This window comes from Halomonas cerina, assembly GCF_014192215.1.
GTDB lineage: Bacteria > Pseudomonadota > Gammaproteobacteria > Pseudomonadales > Halomonadaceae > Halomonas > Halomonas cerina.
Genome location: NZ_JACHXP010000012.1, coordinates 62947 through 78644 on the forward strand (window position 1 = coordinate 62947; position 15698 = coordinate 78644).

The window sequence follows — 15698 nt, forward strand, 5'->3', positions numbered from 1 at the left end:
AAGCGTTTTCATGAAAGCCAGCGTCAAATGGACCGACGGCCGCCAGTTCGTCGCCGAGTCAGGCAGCGGGCATAGCGTGGTCATCGACGGCCCGCCCGATCACGGCGGCCGCAATACCGGGCCGCGCCCCATGGAGATGCTGCTGATGGGCCTGGGCGCCTGCACCTCCTTCGACGTCATGGAGATTCTCGAGAAATCCCGCGCCCCGGTGAGCGACTGTGTGGCCAGCATCGAGGCAGAGCGCGCCGACGAGGTACCCAGCGTCTTTACCAGGATCCATGTCCACTTCACCGTCAGTGGCCATGGCCTCAAGGAGAAACAGGTCGCGCGCGCCGTGGAACTCTCCGCCGACAAGTACTGCAGCGCGTCCATCATGCTGGCCAAGGGAGGCGTCGAGGTGACCCACTCCTACAGCATCATCGAGGATTAGCGCCGAGCGCCAGCGCCGCAGCATGATGCCACTGCCAATACTGACGTCAACGTATCAACTCCGCCGGCTCGGCATCCGGCGGGGTTTCTCGTTTGCTTCCTCGACACCCACCGGGGCGGCTGGGCGCTTGCTGCTGGGCGCTGGGCGCTATAGCCGATAGACGCTGCAGGTCATCACCCTCGACATCAGCGTCATGCCGGCCTTGACCGGTGCCGGAAAGCGCGCTCCGCCCGCCTCCAGGGCCTGCTGGGCGTGATGGGCCTCGTCGATGGCCATCTGGCGCAGCACCGCCCGGGAGCGGTGGTCCCCCGGTGGCAGGGTCTCGAGGTGCCGGTCCAGGTGCCGCCCCACCTGCTCCTCGGTAGCCGCTACGAAGCCGAGGCTTACGCGGTCGCCCACGGCCCCGGCCGTGGCGCCGAGGCCGAAGGAGGCCGCGTAGAACAGCGGGTTGAGCAGGCTGGGCCGGTCATGCAGTTCCTGCAGCCGGGCATCGCACCAGGCCAGGTGATCGATCTCCTCCTGGGCGGCCTTTTCCATCTGCCCGCGCACTTCCGGCAGCTTGGCCGTGAATCCCTGCCCTTGGTAGAGCGCCTGGGCGCAGACCTCGCCGGTATGGTTGATACGCATCAGCCCGGCGGCATGACGCCGCTCGGCATCGCTCATCGCGTCGTCATGGATCGAGGCGGTCGCCGGCGATGGCCGCGACGGCTGGGCCGCATGGGGGATCAAGGTCCGCAGCACAGTGTCGAACTGGTGGATCAGGTTATCGATACGGGAGAGCTGGCGCATCATGACACCCCCTTCTCATGAGATGGACACAGGGTAACCGGGCGCCCATACGCCCTGAACGCTCGAGCCGCCGAGTGAGGCTACGGCCGTGTGGAGCCCTAGCCCGCGGGCCAGGTGAAGCGGCGACCGCCCATCAGGTGCATATGGATATGGTAGACGGTCTGCCCCCCCTGCTCGTTGCAGTTCATGACCACCCGGTAACCGTCCTCGGCGAATCCCTTCTCGCGGGCAAGCCGCGCCGCGGTGTACGGCAGCCGCCCCACCAGCGCCAGATCGCCTTCCTCGATGTCGTTGAGGGTGGCGATATGCCGCTTCGGCACGATCACCAGATGGGTCGGGGCCTGGGGATTGATGTCGTTGAAGGCGAGTACCTCGTCGTCCTCGAAGACGATATCGGCGGGAATCTCGCGGTCGATGATCTTGCAGAACAGACAGTCCATGGGGTCACACTCCTTCTCATGGTGAACGGCTCAACGGAAGCGCCGCTGGGCCAGCAGATGGCGCACCAGCGGGCCCAGGATCAGCTCCATGGCCAGGGACAGACGGGCCCCGGGCACCACCAGGGTGTGCGGGCGGCTCATGAAGGCATCCTGGATCATCGCCAGCAGATAAGGGAAGTCCACCGTGGCCGGGTCGCGGAAGCGGATCACCACGAAGGACTCGGCATCGGTGGGGATATCCTGGACCTCGAAGGGGTTGGAGGTATCCACCGTCGGCACCCGCTGGAAGTTGATATGGGTACGCGAGAACTGCGGCTGGATGTAGCGGACGTAGTCGTCCATGCGCCCCAGGATGGTGTCGATCACCGCCTCCTGGGAATAGCCCCGGTAGCGGATGTCGCGGTCGATCTTCTGGATCCACTCCAGGTTCATGGTCGGCGCCACCCCGACCAGCAGATCCACGTGATGGGCCACGTCGTGCTCGGCGGTGACCAGGCCCCCGTGCAGCCCCTCGTAGAACAGCAGGTCGGTGCCATAGGGCAGTGACTGCCACTCGGTGAAGGTCCCCACCTGATAGCCGGCCTCGATCATCGGCTTGTCCTCGGCATGGATATAGTGCCGGTAGGTGCCGGTGCCCCGCTCGCCATACTCCACGAACAGTGCCTCGAGACGGTCGAGCAGGTTGGCCTCCACCGCGAAATGCGACAGCTCGTCCTTGCGCTCGGGCTCCTCGCGGAAGATGCGGGCCAGTTCCTCCCGGGTGTAGCGGTGGAAGGCATCGCCGTCGACGAAGGCGGCGTGGACGTCCTCACGGGCGAACATCCGCTCGAAGGTGCGGCGCACGGTGGTGGTGCCGGCCCCCGATGAGCCGGTCACGGCGATGACCGGATACTCCCGGGACATCAGGCCACCCCCGCCAGGGTGTCGCGCACGCCATCGGGGACCGCCACCGGGCGACCGCTGGCCGGGTCGACCAGCATCAGGGTGAGGCGGGCGGTGGCCACGATGCGCTCGTCGGCCTCGCGACGCAGGCGATGGAAGACGGTGATGGCGCGGCGGCCCGGCTCGGGAATGGCCGTCTCCGCCACCAGCGCATCGGGCCAGCGCGACTCGGCCTGGTACTGCACGGCCAGGTCGGCGGCCACGCAGGGATAGCCCCCCAGATTGCCCTCGGCGAGCCCCAGGGCGGCCAGGGCGTGTACACGGGCCTCGTGCATCAGCGACACCACGGCATCATGGCCCAGGTGCTGGCCGTAGTTCATGTCCGTGATGCGCACGCCCAGTGGATGGCGGTGACGGATCGCCGCCTCGGGAAAGACCAGTCTCACTCGCTCCATGCTCGCTCCTCGTTCTCGTTGTCGGGCGAGGTCAATCGCGCCCCGGCTCCCGGGCGATGGCGCGATGCGCGATGTCGCGACGACAGAAAGCCCCCTCCCAGCGGATCCTCTCCACGCCGCGGTAGGCCAGCTCGCGGGCCGCCGAGACCCCCTCGCCCAGGGCGGTGACGCACAGCACCCGACCGCCGGCGGTGATCACCCCGCCATCCTCGCCCTCGGCGGTGCCGGCATGGAAGACCTTGCAGCCGGTGCTCTCGGCGGCGACCAGGCCCTGGATAGCGTCGCCCTTGCGGTAGCTGCCAGGATAGCCGCCGGCGGCCATCACCACGCCCACCGCGGCGCGGTCGTCCCAGTCGCAGCGCAGTCCGGCCAGCTCGCCACGGGCGCCGGCCAGGCACAGCTCGGCCAGGTCCGAGGCCAAGCGCAGCATGATGGGCTGAGTCTCGGGATCGCCGAAGCGGCAATTATACTCGATCACCCTCGGGTCGCCCTGGGCATCGATCATCAGGCCGGCGTAAAGGAAGCCGGTATAGGGATGGCCCTCCTCGGCCATGCCGCGCACCGTGGGCCGGATGATCCGTTCCATGATGCGCTCGAAGACCGCGTCGGTGACCACCGGCGCCGGGGAGTAGGCGCCCATGCCGCCGGTATTGGGGCCCTGGTCGTCGTCGTAGGCGCGCTTGTGGTCCTGGCTGGTGGCCATGGGCAGCACCGTCTCGCCATCGACCATGACGATGAAGCTGGCCTCCTCGCCCTCGAGGAAGTCCTCGATGACCACCCGGGCCCCGGCGTCGCCGAAGGCGTTGGCCTCGAGCATGTCGCGCACCGCCGCCTCGGCCTCTTCCTGGGTCATGGCCACGATGACGCCCTTGCCGGCCGCCAGGCCGTCGGCCTTGATGACGATGGGCGCCCCCTTCTCGGCGAGATACTCGAGCGCCGGCTCCACGGCGACGAAGGTGCGGTACTCGGCGGAGGGAATGGCGTGGCGGGCCAGGAAGTCCTTGGTGAAGGCCTTGGAGCCCTCGAGCCGAGCCGCCCCGGCGGTGGGCCCGAAGATCGTCAGGCCCGCCTCGCGGAAGCGGTCCACCACGCCGGCCACCAGAGGCGCCTCGGGGCCGACGATAGTCAGCTCGACCCCCGCGTCGCGGGCGAAGGTCACCAAGCCATCCAGGTCCTCGGCGCCGATGGCCAGGTTCTCGAGGCCGGGTTCCCGGGCGGTGCCGGCGTTGCCTGGCGCCACGTAGACGGTCTCGACCCGGGGGGACTGGGCAACCTTCCAGGCCAGGGCATGTTCGCGGCCACCGCCGCCGATGATCAGAACCTTCATCCGCTGCTCTACCTCACTACCGGGGAAAAACGTCGCGGCATTATGTCAGAAACTCGCCCGGGGCGCCGCCGCTCACGTCTTCTCGTCGTCGTCCGGCTTGGCCGTCTTGTCGGCGGCCTGAGTGATGGTCTTCTGCCAGAACTTCATGTTCTCCTCGGCCATCTCGCGCATCAGCTCCATGGGCGAGTGGCGCATGGCCTGCTGCCACTGGTCCTGCATGCGCTGCTGCTGCTCGAGCATCAGGCGGGTGCCCTGTTCCAGGTAGCGCGCCAGTGGCAGCGGCTGGGTCATATCGTAGACACGGATGAACTGGGCCAATAGATCGTTGGAGAAGACCTCGGCCTCGCCATCGGCCTGCTCCTGCTCGATGATGATCGACAGCAGGATGGTACGGGTCAGATCCTCGCCGCTCTTGGCGTCCTCGACCCGGAAGGGGATCTCGTCGAGGATCAGGCCACGCAGATCCTCGAGGGTCACGTAGCGGCTCTGTTCGGTATCATAGAGCCTTCGGTTGGCATACTTGCGAATCACGCGCACGGCGCTGCTCCTTGTCTTGAAGGGTGGGCGTCTGCCCCCTCTGAGGGTATTGTGCACCGCGACACCCGGCATGCAAGGCATAGTCACCTCTCAGTCTCCAACGCGGCGAGGCCCCATGAACCTGATCCTGCTCTCCCCGGCGGACATCGAGACCGACCGCCTGGCCCGGGTCACCGACCCGCGGCGTCTGGCGCACCTGCGGACGGTGAACCGTGCCCGGGCGGGCGAGCGGATGACGCTGGGCATCGAAGACGGCCGCATGGGGCAAGGCGAGCTGCTCACCCTGGCGGATGACGAGGCGCTGTTCGATATCGCCGACCTGGACCAGCCACCGCCGCCGGCGCTGCCGGTCCACCTGGTGCTGGCCCTGCCGCGCCCGCGGATGCTGGCGCGCACCCTGGAGCATGTCACCGCCCTCGGGGTGAAGCAGATCACCCTGCTCCATACCCGTCGGGTGGAGAAGAGCTACTGGCAGTCGCCGGAGCTCACCGCCGAGAAGATCCGCCACCATCTGGTGCTGGGCCTCGAGCAGGCCCGGGATACCCGGCTGCCGTCGGTGACCCTGGCCAAGGGCTTCCGGCCCTTCGTCGAGGACCACCTGCCCGGGCTCGCCGAGGGGCGCCGCGCCCTGATGGCCCACCCCGGGATGCCGAACGCCTGTCCTCGCGGCCTCGACACCCCGACCCTGCTGCTGGTCGGGCCCGAGGGCGGCTTCATCCCCTGGGAGGTGGAGCGCCTGCTGGCGGCCGGCTGCGAGGGGATCCACCTGGGGCCGCGCATCCTGCGCGTGGAGACGGCGGTGACCGCCCTGCTGGCCCGCCTCTTCTAGCGCCTCCTCCTGCCGAGCCTGCCGATGTCTTTCATTCCTCGTTGGGGTCATGGGCCACGACAGGGGACTCCTCGTCACAGTCGGGCTCGGTGAGGAAGGTCTCACGCACGTTCAGCAGTCCCAGGTGGCCGAGGGTGCGACGGCCCAGCAGCAGCGGATAGTTCATCTCCTCGCGGTCGCGCAGACTAAACTGCTCCTCGTAGACGGTATCGCCCAGACAGACCTTCATCAGCACCACCGGCCGCTCGTCGCGTCCCCCGGCCCCGCGCACCCTCAGGTCGCGATAGAGGGGCAGCTCCAAACGTTCGCTGAACACCTCGCCGCTCGCCTCGTCCTCGAGCTTGAGGCGAAAGCGCACCCACTCCTCGCCCTCCTTGGCGAAGAGCTCGATGTCGCGGGCGTCCAGGGACGAGGTCAGGGCCCCGCTGTCGAGCTTGGCCTTCACCTCGACATCCCAGGGCTCGAGGGTCGCCTTCTCGACCCAGCCGAAGACCTTGTCGGCGTCGGCTGCAGCAAGGGAAGACATGGCGAGGGCCCCCAGGATAATGCCCAGGGCCGCCAGTCGCCGGCAGGAAGGAAAAGGTAGCATGTGTCGTCTCCTTCGGTGGCTCAGCGCTTAAGGCGCTCGAGCAAGGTCAGGGTGGCAAAGCCGTCCGGTGTCTGTCCTATCGAATGCTGGAAGGCCCGCAGTCCGCGGCGGGTATTGGGCCCCAGGATGCCGTCGGGGGCGCCCACGTCGTAGCCACGGGCGTTGAGCCGCTGCTGCAGCTCGCGCACCTGGTCGCGGCGCAGCGGCTGCTCGTCACGCGGCCAGGCGGCCTGGACAGCACCCCGTCCGGTGATCCGATCGGCCAGCGTGCCCACCGCTAGGGCATAGCTGGTGGCGTTGTTATAGCGCAGGATGGCACGGAAGTTGGGCCCCACCAGGAAGGCCGGCCCCCGGGCACCGGCCGGCACGATCACCGAGGCCGCCTCGAACTCGGGCAGCGGCTCACCGCCTAGCGTGCGCACGCCCTGAGCCGCCCACTCATGGGCGGGACGCCGCTCGGCGAGCTCGGCGAGGGCATAGTCGAAGTCCTCGGGCAGCCGGACCTCCAAGCCCCAGGGCTGCCCCTCGCGCCAGCCGGCCTCGTCGAGATAGTGGGCCGTGGAGGCCAGCACGTCGGGAATGCTGCCCCAGATGTCGCGTCGGCCGTCCTCATCGGCGTCCACCGCATAGGCCAGGTAGCTGGACGGCAGGAACTGGGTATGGCCCATGGCACCGGCCCAGGAGCCGACCATGCGGCCGGGCGAGATATCGCCGGCCTCGATGATGCGCAGGGCCGCCAGCAGTTCGCCCCGGGCGAAGTCGCGGCGGCGTCCCTCGAAGGCCAGGGTGGCCAATGCCTCCAGGGTCGGGAAGTCGCCGAAATTGCCGCCGTAGTTGCTCTCGATGCCCCAGATCGCCACCAGCACCTCGGCCGGCACCCCGTAGCGGGTGGCGATGGGCCGAGCAGTATCCCGATGCTCGGCGAGGCGCACTCGCCCGGTGGCGACCCGGGCCGGCGAGACCGCACTGTCCAGGTACTGCCAAATGGGCCGGACGAACTCCGGCTGGCTGCGATCGAGCTCGATCACCCGTGATCGATAGCGTATCCCGTCCAGGGCCTTGTCCAGGGTCGCCTCGGCAATGCCCTCGGCACGGGCCTGGCGGCGAAAGCGCGCCAGCCAGGTCGCGAAGTCCCGCGCCTCCTCCTTGGTTTCCGGGGTGTCGACGTCGGTCGCGGCCGCCGTGTCGGACGTCACGGCCTGACCGGCGGCACCGGCCTCGCGAACGGGGCCCTGCTGGCAACCGGCCAGCGCCGCGGTGAGCACGATAAGAGAAACGATCCGGCGCATCCTGTCTCCTTGAAAAACACCGATGATCGCCCAAAATGCCGGCTCAGACCAGCTGCACGAGGCGCCAGATCATCAGCAAATGGCAGACCACCACCGCCAGGGTGAGCCAGGTGCGTAGTCGGCCATACCAGCCAGGCAGCGCACGGCCACCGTCAAGGCTCTCGTAGAGACGCACGCCCGCGAAACCGGCCATCAGCGCCCAGGCCCCCAACATGGCATCGATCAGTAGCGCCGGCCAGGCGATGAGGCTGGGGACCATGCTGACCATCAGGCGGCGGCGGAACGTCGCCGAACCGGGAGCCTCGACCATCATCGCTATTCCCCAGTGGATGCCGCCCAGGAAGGAGAGGATCACCGCGCTGTAATAGAGGAAAGCCCTGATCGCCAGTACCTGCCCGAAGCCCGGCGCCAGCCAGCTTCCCGCCAGCGCCATCACAAAGGGCAGCAGCCCGGCCAGGCCGAGCCACCAGGGAAGACGAAGGGACGGCATGCGGGTCTCCTGCATCGGTGTTACTCCTTGGGTTCCGTGGGGGCATTCCGCGGCAGCCAGGCGACGGGCTGGACCAGCGGCATCGGGAAGCGCTCGGGTGCCACCCGCCAGGGCTGATGGCGCGCCACGTTCGGTGGCAGTGCGCCGAGCGCTGGCTGCCAGCAGGCCACGTATTCACCCCGGCCATCATAGTATTCGGCCTGCTCGAGCACGGAGAACCGGTGCGGGCGACAATCGCGCCCCGCCCCGGCCAGATAGCCCCAGTTGCCCCAGTTGCTGGCCACGTCGTAGTCGACCAGGCAGTGCTCGAACCAGGCTGCCCCGAGCCGCCAGTCGATGCCCAGGTCATGGGCCAGGAAGCTCGCCACGTTCTGTCTTGCCCGGTTGGAAAGCCAACCGGTCGTGACCAGTTCACACATGCCGGCATCGACGAAGGGCACGCCAGTGTCGCCCCGGCACCAGGCCCGAAAGCGGTCGCCGCCTGCCGGCAGGTCACGACGGCCATGGAGAGTGCCCCCCGCCTGGCAGGCGACCCAGTGGAAATACTCCCGCCACAGCAGCTCGACGATCACCCCGCCAGTGGACTCGTTTGCCCCGTATTCCGCTTCCCAGGTGAGTATCGCGTCGTGAACCTGGCGTGCCGACAGGCAGCCGTGGGCCAGCCAGGGTGAGAGCCGGGTCGAGAAGTCGGGACCCATCAGGCCGTTGCGTGTCTGCCGGTAGCGGCCCACGGCCCGGCTTTTCCACAGATAGTGATCGAGGCGCGCGCTCCCCGCCGCCTCACCTCCCGCGAAGAGAAACGCTCCTCTCGGATCAGGCTGCCAGGCGGCTGCCGTTGTGCACACCCGCTTGAGCGGAGGCAGGCCGCGCGGCGCGCCAGGCGGCCAGGGCGGCAACGTGACCGGTGCCGGCGTCGCGGAGGGAATTCGGCAGGCCGGCGCCAACCGACGCCGGAAGGCAGAGAAGCTCGGCGGCAAATCGGCTAGCCCGTTGGGCAGGCTCGCCTCGTCGAACAGCATGCCGCCCTCGGTCCGCACTACCTCGCAACGTCCCTCGAGCCGTGCGGCGAGGGTCGCCACTGCCTCGTTCTCGTCGCACCCGGCGTCGTGGCGAACGCGTATTCGACTAGCTCGGTGCCGTTCGGCAAGGTCGGTGACCACCGTCACCGGATCATCGATGCGCACCAGCAGGTCACTGCCGCGCTTGAGCAGTTCGCCGCGCAGTTCGATCAAGCTCTGCCACAGGAACTGCAGGCGTGCCGGGCCGATCCGCCGTGCTGCCAGCCCGGGCAGGGCCGGCTCCAGCCAGCGCGTGTCGAGGACAAAGACACAGAGCAGTTGCTCGGGCGACGCAGGAAAGTCCAACAGCGGGTTATCGGCCAGGCGCAGGTCATGACGAAACCAGACGATCGCGGTACTCATGCCGGCCTCCTGTCAGGCCACGCCGGATGATGCCGGATAGAGTGCCTACCCCGGCGGCCAGCGCCTGGGGCGGGCAGAGTCAGATCGTGACGCATGATGCCCCCTCATGACGTGAAACATGGACAAACATAAACCCATGTATAGATATTGTACATGATAGTCGCCTCTCTGGGGACATGATGCAGAAGGCCGCCCGCAGGCGGCCTTCATAAGGCGTGCCACGATCACACGAGGTTCACGAGGCGTCATCGGACTCAGGCGTCAACCGGGTGGCATTGGCCTCGGTTTCGAGGTGGCTCTTCAGGCGATGCGTGTAAGGATCGTAGTTGGGCTTGAGCTCGTCTTTCACCGTGCCGCTCCACAGTCGGGAGCCGACGAAGTAGCCGGCGCGGCCGATCACGTGAGCCGCCACCGGAGCGGTGAGCATGACGAAGAACACCACCCCCAGGGCCCGCGCCACCACGCCCCCCTGGCCGAAGTGCAACGCCACCCCCAGCATGATCAACGATACCCCGAGCGTTGCCGCCTTGGTGGTGGCATGCATGCGCGTCAGCAGGTCGGGCAGGCGCAATACCCCCAGCGCCGCCACCAGCATGAAAGCGGTCCCAGCCAGCAGCAGGCCGTCTTCGAGGAGTTCAGTCATTGCGCCGCCCACCCTGCTCCAGGAAACGCGCGAAGCCGATGGTCGCCATGAACCCCATCAACGCCATGACGATGGCCACATCGAGCAACAACGCCTCTTCATAGGCGATGGCGAGGATCCCGATGATCCCGGCCACCATGGTCGAGAACAGCTCCAGGGCGACTACCCGATCCGGCAGGCTCGGGCCGCGAAAGAGACGGACGAGAACCAGACACAGGCCGACGGTCAGGGCGAACAAACAGATCGACAGCAGGGTGGACAAGGCACACCTCCTCGGGCTAGTGGAATAACGCCAGGGCCCGGCGCTCGAGCTCGGCGAGGCCGCGCCGCAGCGCCGGCTCGTCGTCGAGGAACATGGCATGGATATAGAGCACCCGGCGATCGTCGGACACGTCCAGACTGAGAGTACCGGGCGTCAGGGAGATCAGGTTGGCGACCAGGGCGATCTCGAAGTCGCTGCGCGCGGTGAGCGGCATGGCGATCACCCCAGGCCGCATATACCAAGGTAGCGTGACGATGTCGTAGGCCACCTTGAGATTGGCCAGTACCAGCTGGCGCAAGAAGAACCCCAGGAAGCCGAGGATCCTTGGCAGGCGTTGCGCATAGCCGGCCAGGGCCGGCACCTGGGGCTGGATGATCGCCAGCGCCAAGTAGGCGAAGCCCAGGCCGACGAGCAGATTGCGACCACTGAAGTCGCCGCTGAGAAGCATCCAGGTGATCCCCAGCAGCAGGTTCCAGACGGCTCCGATCATGGCCTGGCCTCCATGCCGAGTACCGCCTCGATGTAGCGCTCGGGTGCCAGCAGTTCCACCGCCGAGGCCTCGGCGAGGACATACAGCGGCCCGGCCTGGAGTCCGATGAACAGGGTACACAGGGCCAGCCCCACCGCCGGCAGCGCCATCAGCCACAGTTCCTGGCGGCGGGGAGCCGACATCGCTGGCGCCTCCTCCGGCGGCGCCTTCCAGAACACCTCGGCCCAGATCTTGATCATCGAGTAGAGGGTCATCAGCCCCACCAGCAGCGCGATGGCAGTCACCCCGAAGGCTCCCGCCTCCAGGCCGGCACGGATCACGATAAACTTGGCGAAGAAGCCAGACAGCGGCGGCATGCCGGCCAGCGACAGCGCGGGAACCAGGAAGAGCATCGCCAACCAGGGACAGTCGCGATAGAGGCCACCGAGATGCTCCAGTCGGTAGCTGCCGCGCAGGCGATGGACGATACCGCTGATCAGGAAGAGGTTCGCCTTCACGATGATGTGGTGGACCACATAGAAGATCCCGCCCAGCACCGCCAGGGGCGTGAACAGCGCCAGCCCCAGCAGCATGTAGCCGATCTGGCTGACGATATGGAAGGACAGGATGCGGCGGAACTCGAACTGGACCATGGCGCCGAACACCCCGGTGAGCATGGTCAGTCCCGCGCCCCATAACAGGATCTCGTGGGTGTAGCCGGGGCTGTGCGGGAAGAGCAGCGTGAAGATGCGGAACAGCGCATAGACCCCCACCTTGGTGAGCAGGCCGGCGAACAGCGCCGATACCGCCACCGGTGGTGTGTGATAGGACGCCGGCAACCAGAAGAACAAGGGGAAGGCCGCGGCCTTGATGCCGAAGGCGACCATGAACATCAGCGCTAGGACATCGACCAGCCCGGTGTCCAGCACCGCCAGACGCTGGGCGGCATGAGCCATGTTTAGGCTGCCGACCAGGCCGTACAACAGGCCCACGGCGACCAGGAAGATCACCGACGACAGCAGGTTGAGGGTGACGTATTTGATCGCCCCCTCCATCTGGGCCTTCTCGCTGCCGAGCGTGAGCAGCGCGAAGGAGGCCACCAGCATCACCTCGAACCACACATAGAGGTTGAAGATGTCACCGGTGAGAAAGGCCCCGGTGACACCGCCCAGCAACAGGTGCATCAGGGAAAAATAGCCGAAGGCCACATGCCCCGGCCCGGTGGTGGCCAGGGAGTAGAGCGCTACCGCCAGGCCGATGATCCCGGTGACCACCACCATGATGGCGCCGAGCAGGTCGGCCACCAGGCTGATGCCGAAGGGCGCCGGCCAGCTCCCGACCTGGAGGACGCGGATGCCGTCCTGCCAGACCTCGGCCAGCAGCCAGAGTGCCGCGACCAGCAGGCCCGCCGTGCCGGCCACGGCGATGAGACGCTGCAGGGTGCGCCAGCGCCAGGCCGCCAGCGATAGCGCCCCGGCGAACAGCGGGATCAGGAGGGGCAGGGCGAGAGGCGACATCAGCGGTCGGTGTCCTGCATGTGGTCCAGATCATCGGTGCGTACCAGTTCCCAGGCCCGGCGCACGAGGACCACGGCGAAGGAGAGCACGCCGAAGGAGATCACGATGGCGGTGAGCACCAGTGCCTGGGGCAAGGGGTCGGCCACCGGGGTTGCCGGAGCAGAGAGCCCCCGGGGCACCAGGGGCGGCGCGGCGCGCTCGAGCCCGGCGGTGACGAAGACCAGCAGGTTGGCCGCGTTGGAGAGCAGCATCAGGCCGATCACCAGCTTGACGATGGAGCGTCGCAGCAGCATGTAGATGGCGGCGGCGAAGAGAATGCCAATGATCACGGCCAGCACGGCTTCCATGGGACCTCCTGTCAGTGCGGATTGTCCACTTGGTCGATCTCCACCAGGGCGGTGATGGCGGTCAGCAGGGCGCCAAGGACCACCAGATAGACCCCCAGATCGAAGAGTAGCGGGGTCGAAAGGGGAATGCCGAACGGCAGGGTCCACCATTGGGCGGTGAAGAAGGCCTCGTCCTGCCACCAGGCCGGCACGACCGAGAGGAGCCCGAGCAGCAGTCCCGCGCCGATCAGGTCCCGCGGCGCGACCTTGAGTATGGCCGCCATGGCCCGCCGCCCATGGGCGAAGAGGTAGAGGGCGAAGCCGCCCGCAGCGACCAGGCCGGCGATGAAACCGCCGCCCGGGGCGTCATGGCCGCGCAGCAACAGGAATACCGAGAACAGCAGCTGCAGCGGTAACAGCAGCTGGGCCGCCACGCCGAGGATAAGGGTGCTGGACTTAACCATGCCCCGCCTCCTCGGCCCGGAAGCACAGCATGGCGTAGACGCCGCTCGCGGCCAAGGCCAGCACGATGACCTCCCCCAGGGTGTCCAGGGCCCGGAAGTCCACCAGGATGACGTTGACCAGATTGTGACCATGCCCCAGGGGCTGGCCATTGGCCACCATGTAGTCGGAGATACGGGGGAGGCGTTCACTGCCCAGGACCGCCAGCATCAGGGTCGTGATCAGGCCGCCGACGAGCACCGCCACACCGAGATCCCGCAGGCGCTCCAACGGCGACGACAGGACGGTGAAGTGCGGCAGACGGAACAGCACCAAGGCCAGCAGCACCACGGTCAGGGTCTCGACCAGCAGCTGGGTGATCGCCAGGTCAGGCGCGCTGAACAGCACGAAGGTCAGGGCAATGGAAAAGCCCATGCTGCCCAAGGCCGCCACCGCGGCGAGCCGCGAGCGCATCACACAGGCCGTCATCGCCCCGGCGGCCATCAGGCCGGCGACCATCACCTCGTGCGCCTGCCAGGCGGAGACCGGCCAAGACAGGGCCCCGTGACGCACGACCAGCGCATGCCCCACCAGCGCCAGCCAGGCCAGCAGGGTGGTGACCAGGTAGGTGCGGATATGGCCGTTCTGCAGCACCCGGGTCTGCCAGGCGGCCAACTGGAGCGTCCGCCAGCCCATCGCCGAGTGCCAGACCTCCGGACCCCGGGCCACCAGCGGCTCGAGACCGACGACGAGCCCGTCGCGCAGGCGATCCCAGGCGCGGAAGACCAGAAGGCCAAGGACCAATCCGGCAAAGGACAGGGCCAGGGGGCCTCCGAAACCATGCCACGGCACCAAGTGAACCCTCTCCCCCGGCATGCCCAGGCCCGCCAGGGTGATGGTCACCAGCTCATCGAAGAGTCCCGGGGCCACCCCGGTCAACAGCGATAGGGCGGCCAGCAGCGCCGGGCCGACCAGCAGCGCCGGTGGCGTGCCCCGGGGCCGCCGCGGTGTGTCCCGCAGCGGCCCGAAGAACGGCCGGATGGCGACGATGGCCGCCACCGCCAGGGTCAGACCGGCTGCCGTGGTCGCCGCCACCAGGGCTACCCAGCCCCAGGGGCCGATCTCCAGCAGGGCGTCGAACAGCGCCTCCTTGGCGACGAAGCCGAGCATCGGCGGCAGTCCCGCCAGAGAGAGCGCCGCTACCGCTGCGGTCGGGGCGGTCCACGGCAGGACGCGACGCAGGCCGCCCATGGTGGTGATATCCAGGGTACCGGTCATCACGTCGAGGATGCCGGCGACCAGGAACAGCGCCCCCTTGTAGAGGGCATGGGCGAGCAAAAAGACCAGGCAGGCGGCGACTGCCGCCCGGGTCCCGACCCCCAGCAGCAGGGTCATGGTCCCGAGCGCCATGACCGTGGAATACGCTAGCATCAGCTTGAGATTGGTCTGGCGCAGTGCCATCACGGCGCCGACGAGCATGGTCATGCCGCCCACTAGGCCGAGGACCAGCGTCCAGGTTGCGGAGCCCCCCAGCGCCGGATGCAGGCGGGCCATCAGGTAGATGCCGGCCTTGACCATGGTCGCCGAGTGGAGATAGGCCGAGACCGGCGTCGGGGCGACCATGGCGTTGGGTAGCCAGAAATGGAAGGGAAACTGGGCCGACTTGGTGAAGGCGCCGATCAGCACCCCGACCAACAAGGGCAGGTAGAGGGCATGGTCGCGGATGGCCTCGCCCCGGGTCGCGAGTTCGGCCAACGACCAGCTGTCGCCGGCCTGGGCCAGTAGCACGAAGCCGGCGAGCAGCGCCAGCCCGCCCCCGGCGGTGACCATCAGGCTCTGCAGGGCGGACTGACGTGCGAGCGGGTCGGTGTGACGAAAGCCGATCAGCAGGTAAGAGGTAATGCTGGTGAGCTCCCAGAAGACGAAGAGGGTCACCAGGTTGTCGGCCAGCACCAGGCCGAGCATCGACATCATGAAGGCGATGAACACCACCAAAAACCGCGGCAGGTCGACATGGCCTCGCAGGTAGCCGGCGGTATAGACCAACACCAGCACGCCGATGCCACTGATCAGCATCGCGAACAGCCAGGCCAGACCATCGACGCGGAAGGTCAGATTGACGTCCAGAGCGGGGACCCAGGCCTGCTCCAGCACCAGGACCTCGCCGGCGGCGAGGGCAGACCACTGCGTCATCAGCCAGATAAAGATGGCCGCCGGCAGCGCCGCCAGCAGCAGCGCTGTGCGCGCCCCGATCCAGCGGTGGAGCAGCGGCACCAGTGCGGCCATCACGAAACCTGTCAGCAAAGCCAGTTGCATGCAGCTCCTCGCGCCTGATGGGGCCCTCGTCGTCGACACGTTACCCGGTCCTCTCGCTTCACTCTAGTCGAGGCGAGAAGTCGATGAGTTGAAAGGCAAGGAGGGCGCGAGACGCTTTTCTTTGCGGTAGAGTGTGGGGCGAATGCCATTGATGGGCCTGTTCGCCCAGGGACGGAGTGCGACGCCTTGCCGCTTGCTCAGGGCCGTCCCCCGGCAGGATGGGACCCATGACCCAACGCAAACGCG

At 67.7% G+C, this 15698-nt stretch carries 19 protein-coding genes; 2 read left to right on the forward strand and 17 right to left on the reverse strand.

All coding sequences use genetic code 11. From position 1 onward, the window contains the following. The first annotated feature begins 10 nt into the window (after positions 1-10). On the forward strand, positions 11-430 hold the full coding sequence (locus FHR94_RS12535; RefSeq protein WP_183326069.1) for an OsmC family protein: 420 nt from the start codon (positions 11-13) through the stop codon (positions 428-430). A gap of 147 nt (positions 431-577) precedes the next feature. Here the strand turns inward: FHR94_RS12535 and coq7 are convergent, their stop codons facing one another. From coq7 to phaR, 6 genes are all read right to left on the reverse strand, one after another. Further along, the gene (coq7, locus tag FHR94_RS12540; protein WP_183326070.1) at positions 578-1222 is read right to left on the reverse strand and encodes a 2-polyprenyl-3-methyl-6-methoxy-1,4-benzoquinone monooxygenase; all 645 of its coding nucleotides are present in this window, start codon (positions 1220-1222) and stop codon (positions 578-580) included. A gap of 95 nt (positions 1223-1317) precedes the next feature. After that, positions 1318-1659: a histidine triad nucleotide-binding protein gene (locus tag FHR94_RS12545; protein WP_183326071.1), complete on the reverse strand. Its 342-nt coding sequence runs from the start codon at positions 1657-1659 to the stop codon at positions 1318-1320. A 30-nt stretch (positions 1660-1689) separates the two neighbouring features. Beyond that, on the reverse strand, positions 1690-2562 hold the full coding sequence (locus FHR94_RS12550; RefSeq protein ID WP_183326072.1) for a phosphoribulokinase: 873 nt from the start codon (positions 2560-2562) through the stop codon (positions 1690-1692). Next, positions 2562-2996 (reverse strand): acyl-CoA thioesterase, encoded by a 435-nt coding sequence (locus tag FHR94_RS12555; protein ID WP_183326073.1) that lies wholly within the window; start codon positions 2994-2996, stop codon positions 2562-2564. The genes FHR94_RS12550 and FHR94_RS12555 overlap by 1 nt, the downstream gene beginning before the upstream one ends. Positions 2997-3027: 31 nt before the next feature. Beyond that, positions 3028-4323, reverse strand: coding sequence for a phosphoribosylamine--glycine ligase (gene purD / locus FHR94_RS12560; RefSeq protein ID WP_183326074.1), 1296 nt, complete (start codon positions 4321-4323; stop codon positions 3028-3030). Positions 4324-4395: 72 nt separating this feature from the next. Next, the gene (gene phaR, locus FHR94_RS12565) at positions 4396-4860 is read right to left on the reverse strand and encodes a polyhydroxyalkanoate synthesis repressor PhaR (protein WP_183326075.1); all 465 of its coding nucleotides are present in this window, start codon (positions 4858-4860) and stop codon (positions 4396-4398) included. A gap of 115 nt (positions 4861-4975) precedes the next feature. Between phaR and FHR94_RS12570 the strand changes: the two genes are divergently transcribed. Further along, a complete protein-coding gene (locus tag FHR94_RS12570) occupies positions 4976-5689 on the forward strand; it encodes a 16S rRNA (uracil(1498)-N(3))-methyltransferase (protein ID WP_183326076.1) in 714 nt (237 codons plus the stop codon). 31 nt (positions 5690-5720) lie between these two features. Here the strand turns inward: FHR94_RS12570 and rloA3 are convergent, their stop codons facing one another. The 11 genes from rloA3 to FHR94_RS12625 all read right to left on the reverse strand — a co-directional run bounded on the left by rloA3 (position 5721) and on the right by FHR94_RS12625 (position 15452). Then, positions 5721-6215, reverse strand: coding sequence for a retropepsin-like aspartic peptidase RloA3 (gene rloA3, locus FHR94_RS12575; protein ID WP_425485380.1), 495 nt, complete (start codon positions 6213-6215; stop codon positions 5721-5723). Between the two features lie 83 nt (positions 6216-6298). Beyond that, positions 6299-7567, reverse strand: coding sequence for a lytic murein transglycosylase (locus FHR94_RS12580; RefSeq protein ID WP_183326078.1), 1269 nt, complete (start codon positions 7565-7567; stop codon positions 6299-6301). A 43-nt stretch (positions 7568-7610) separates the two neighbouring features. Continuing rightward, entirely contained in the window at positions 7611-8057 is a 447-nt protein-coding gene (locus tag FHR94_RS12585; protein ID WP_183326079.1) for a DUF3429 domain-containing protein, read from the reverse strand. A 20-nt stretch (positions 8058-8077) separates the two neighbouring features. Beyond that, positions 8078-9478, reverse strand: a complete 1401-nt coding sequence (locus FHR94_RS12590) for a DASH family cryptochrome (protein ID WP_183326080.1) — start codon at positions 9476-9478, stop codon at positions 8078-8080. Between the two features lie 235 nt (positions 9479-9713). Further along, positions 9714-10121 carry a monovalent cation/H(+) antiporter subunit G gene (gene mnhG / locus FHR94_RS12595; RefSeq protein ID WP_183326081.1) on the reverse strand — a complete coding sequence of 136 codons (408 nt, stop codon included), beginning with the start codon at positions 10119-10121 and terminating at the stop codon, positions 9714-9716. Then, a complete protein-coding gene (locus tag FHR94_RS12600) occupies positions 10114-10383 on the reverse strand; it encodes an MrpF/PhaF family protein (protein ID WP_246389944.1) in 270 nt (89 codons plus the stop codon). Before FHR94_RS12600 ends, mnhG begins: the two co-directional genes overlap by 8 nt. Before the next feature lie 16 nt (positions 10384-10399). Continuing rightward, positions 10400-10873, reverse strand: coding sequence for a Na+/H+ antiporter subunit E (locus FHR94_RS12605; RefSeq protein WP_183326083.1), 474 nt, complete (start codon positions 10871-10873; stop codon positions 10400-10402). Then, complete coding sequence (locus tag FHR94_RS12610) at positions 10870-12369, reverse strand: Na+/H+ antiporter subunit D (protein WP_183326084.1); 1500 nt, start codon at positions 12367-12369, stop codon at positions 10870-10872. Before FHR94_RS12610 ends, FHR94_RS12605 begins: the two co-directional genes overlap by 4 nt. Then, positions 12369-12716, reverse strand: a complete 348-nt coding sequence (locus FHR94_RS12615) for a Na+/H+ antiporter subunit C (protein WP_183326085.1) — start codon at positions 12714-12716, stop codon at positions 12369-12371. Before FHR94_RS12615 ends, FHR94_RS12610 begins: the two co-directional genes overlap by 1 nt. A gap of 11 nt (positions 12717-12727) precedes the next feature. Further along, entirely contained in the window at positions 12728-13159 is a 432-nt protein-coding gene (locus FHR94_RS12620; RefSeq protein WP_183326086.1) for a Na+/H+ antiporter subunit B, read from the reverse strand. Further along, a complete protein-coding gene (locus FHR94_RS12625) occupies positions 13152-15452 on the reverse strand; it encodes a putative monovalent cation/H+ antiporter subunit A (protein ID WP_183326087.1) in 2301 nt (766 codons plus the stop codon). Before FHR94_RS12625 ends, FHR94_RS12620 begins: the two co-directional genes overlap by 8 nt. Positions 15453-15698 lie beyond the last annotated feature (246 nt).

Coding starts and splice junctions, on each gene's coding strand:
- FHR94_RS12535 (WP_183326069.1), top strand. CDS start 11: ATGAAAGCCAGCGTCAAATGGACCGACGGCCGCCAGTTCGTCGCCGAG.
- coq7 (WP_183326070.1), bottom strand. CDS start 1,222: ATGATGCGCCAGCTCTCCCGTATCGATAACCTGATCCACCAGTTCGAC.
- FHR94_RS12545 (WP_183326071.1), bottom strand. CDS start 1,659: ATGGACTGTCTGTTCTGCAAGATCATCGACCGCGAGATTCCCGCCGAT.
- FHR94_RS12550 (WP_183326072.1), bottom strand. CDS start 2,562: ATGTCCCGGGAGTATCCGGTCATCGCCGTGACCGGCTCATCGGGGGCC.
- FHR94_RS12555 (WP_183326073.1), bottom strand. CDS start 2,996: ATGGAGCGAGTGAGACTGGTCTTTCCCGAGGCGGCGATCCGTCACCGC.
- purD (WP_183326074.1), bottom strand. CDS start 4,323: ATGAAGGTTCTGATCATCGGCGGCGGTGGCCGCGAACATGCCCTGGCC.
- FHR94_RS12570 (WP_183326076.1), top strand. CDS start 4,976: ATGAACCTGATCCTGCTCTCCCCGGCGGACATCGAGACCGACCGCCTG.
- rloA3 (WP_425485380.1), bottom strand. CDS start 6,215: ATGTCTTCCCTTGCTGCAGCCGACGCCGACAAGGTCTTCGGCTGGGTC.
- FHR94_RS12580 (WP_183326078.1), bottom strand. CDS start 7,567: ATGCGCCGGATCGTTTCTCTTATCGTGCTCACCGCGGCGCTGGCCGGT.
- FHR94_RS12585 (WP_183326079.1), bottom strand. CDS start 8,057: ATGCCGTCCCTTCGTCTTCCCTGGTGGCTCGGCCTGGCCGGGCTGCTG.
- FHR94_RS12590 (WP_183326080.1), bottom strand. CDS start 9,478: ATGAGTACCGCGATCGTCTGGTTTCGTCATGACCTGCGCCTGGCCGAT.
- mnhG (WP_183326081.1), bottom strand. CDS start 10,121: ATGACTGAACTCCTCGAAGACGGCCTGCTGCTGGCTGGGACCGCTTTC.
- FHR94_RS12605 (WP_183326083.1), bottom strand. CDS start 10,873: ATGATCGGAGCCGTCTGGAACCTGCTGCTGGGGATCACCTGGATGCTT.
- FHR94_RS12610 (WP_183326084.1), bottom strand. CDS start 12,369: ATGTCGCCTCTCGCCCTGCCCCTCCTGATCCCGCTGTTCGCCGGGGCG.
- FHR94_RS12615 (WP_183326085.1), bottom strand. CDS start 12,716: ATGGAAGCCGTGCTGGCCGTGATCATTGGCATTCTCTTCGCCGCCGCC.
- FHR94_RS12620 (WP_183326086.1), bottom strand. CDS start 13,159: ATGGTTAAGTCCAGCACCCTTATCCTCGGCGTGGCGGCCCAGCTGCTG.
- FHR94_RS12625 (WP_183326087.1), bottom strand. CDS start 15,452: ATGCAACTGGCTTTGCTGACAGGTTTCGTGATGGCCGCACTGGTGCCG.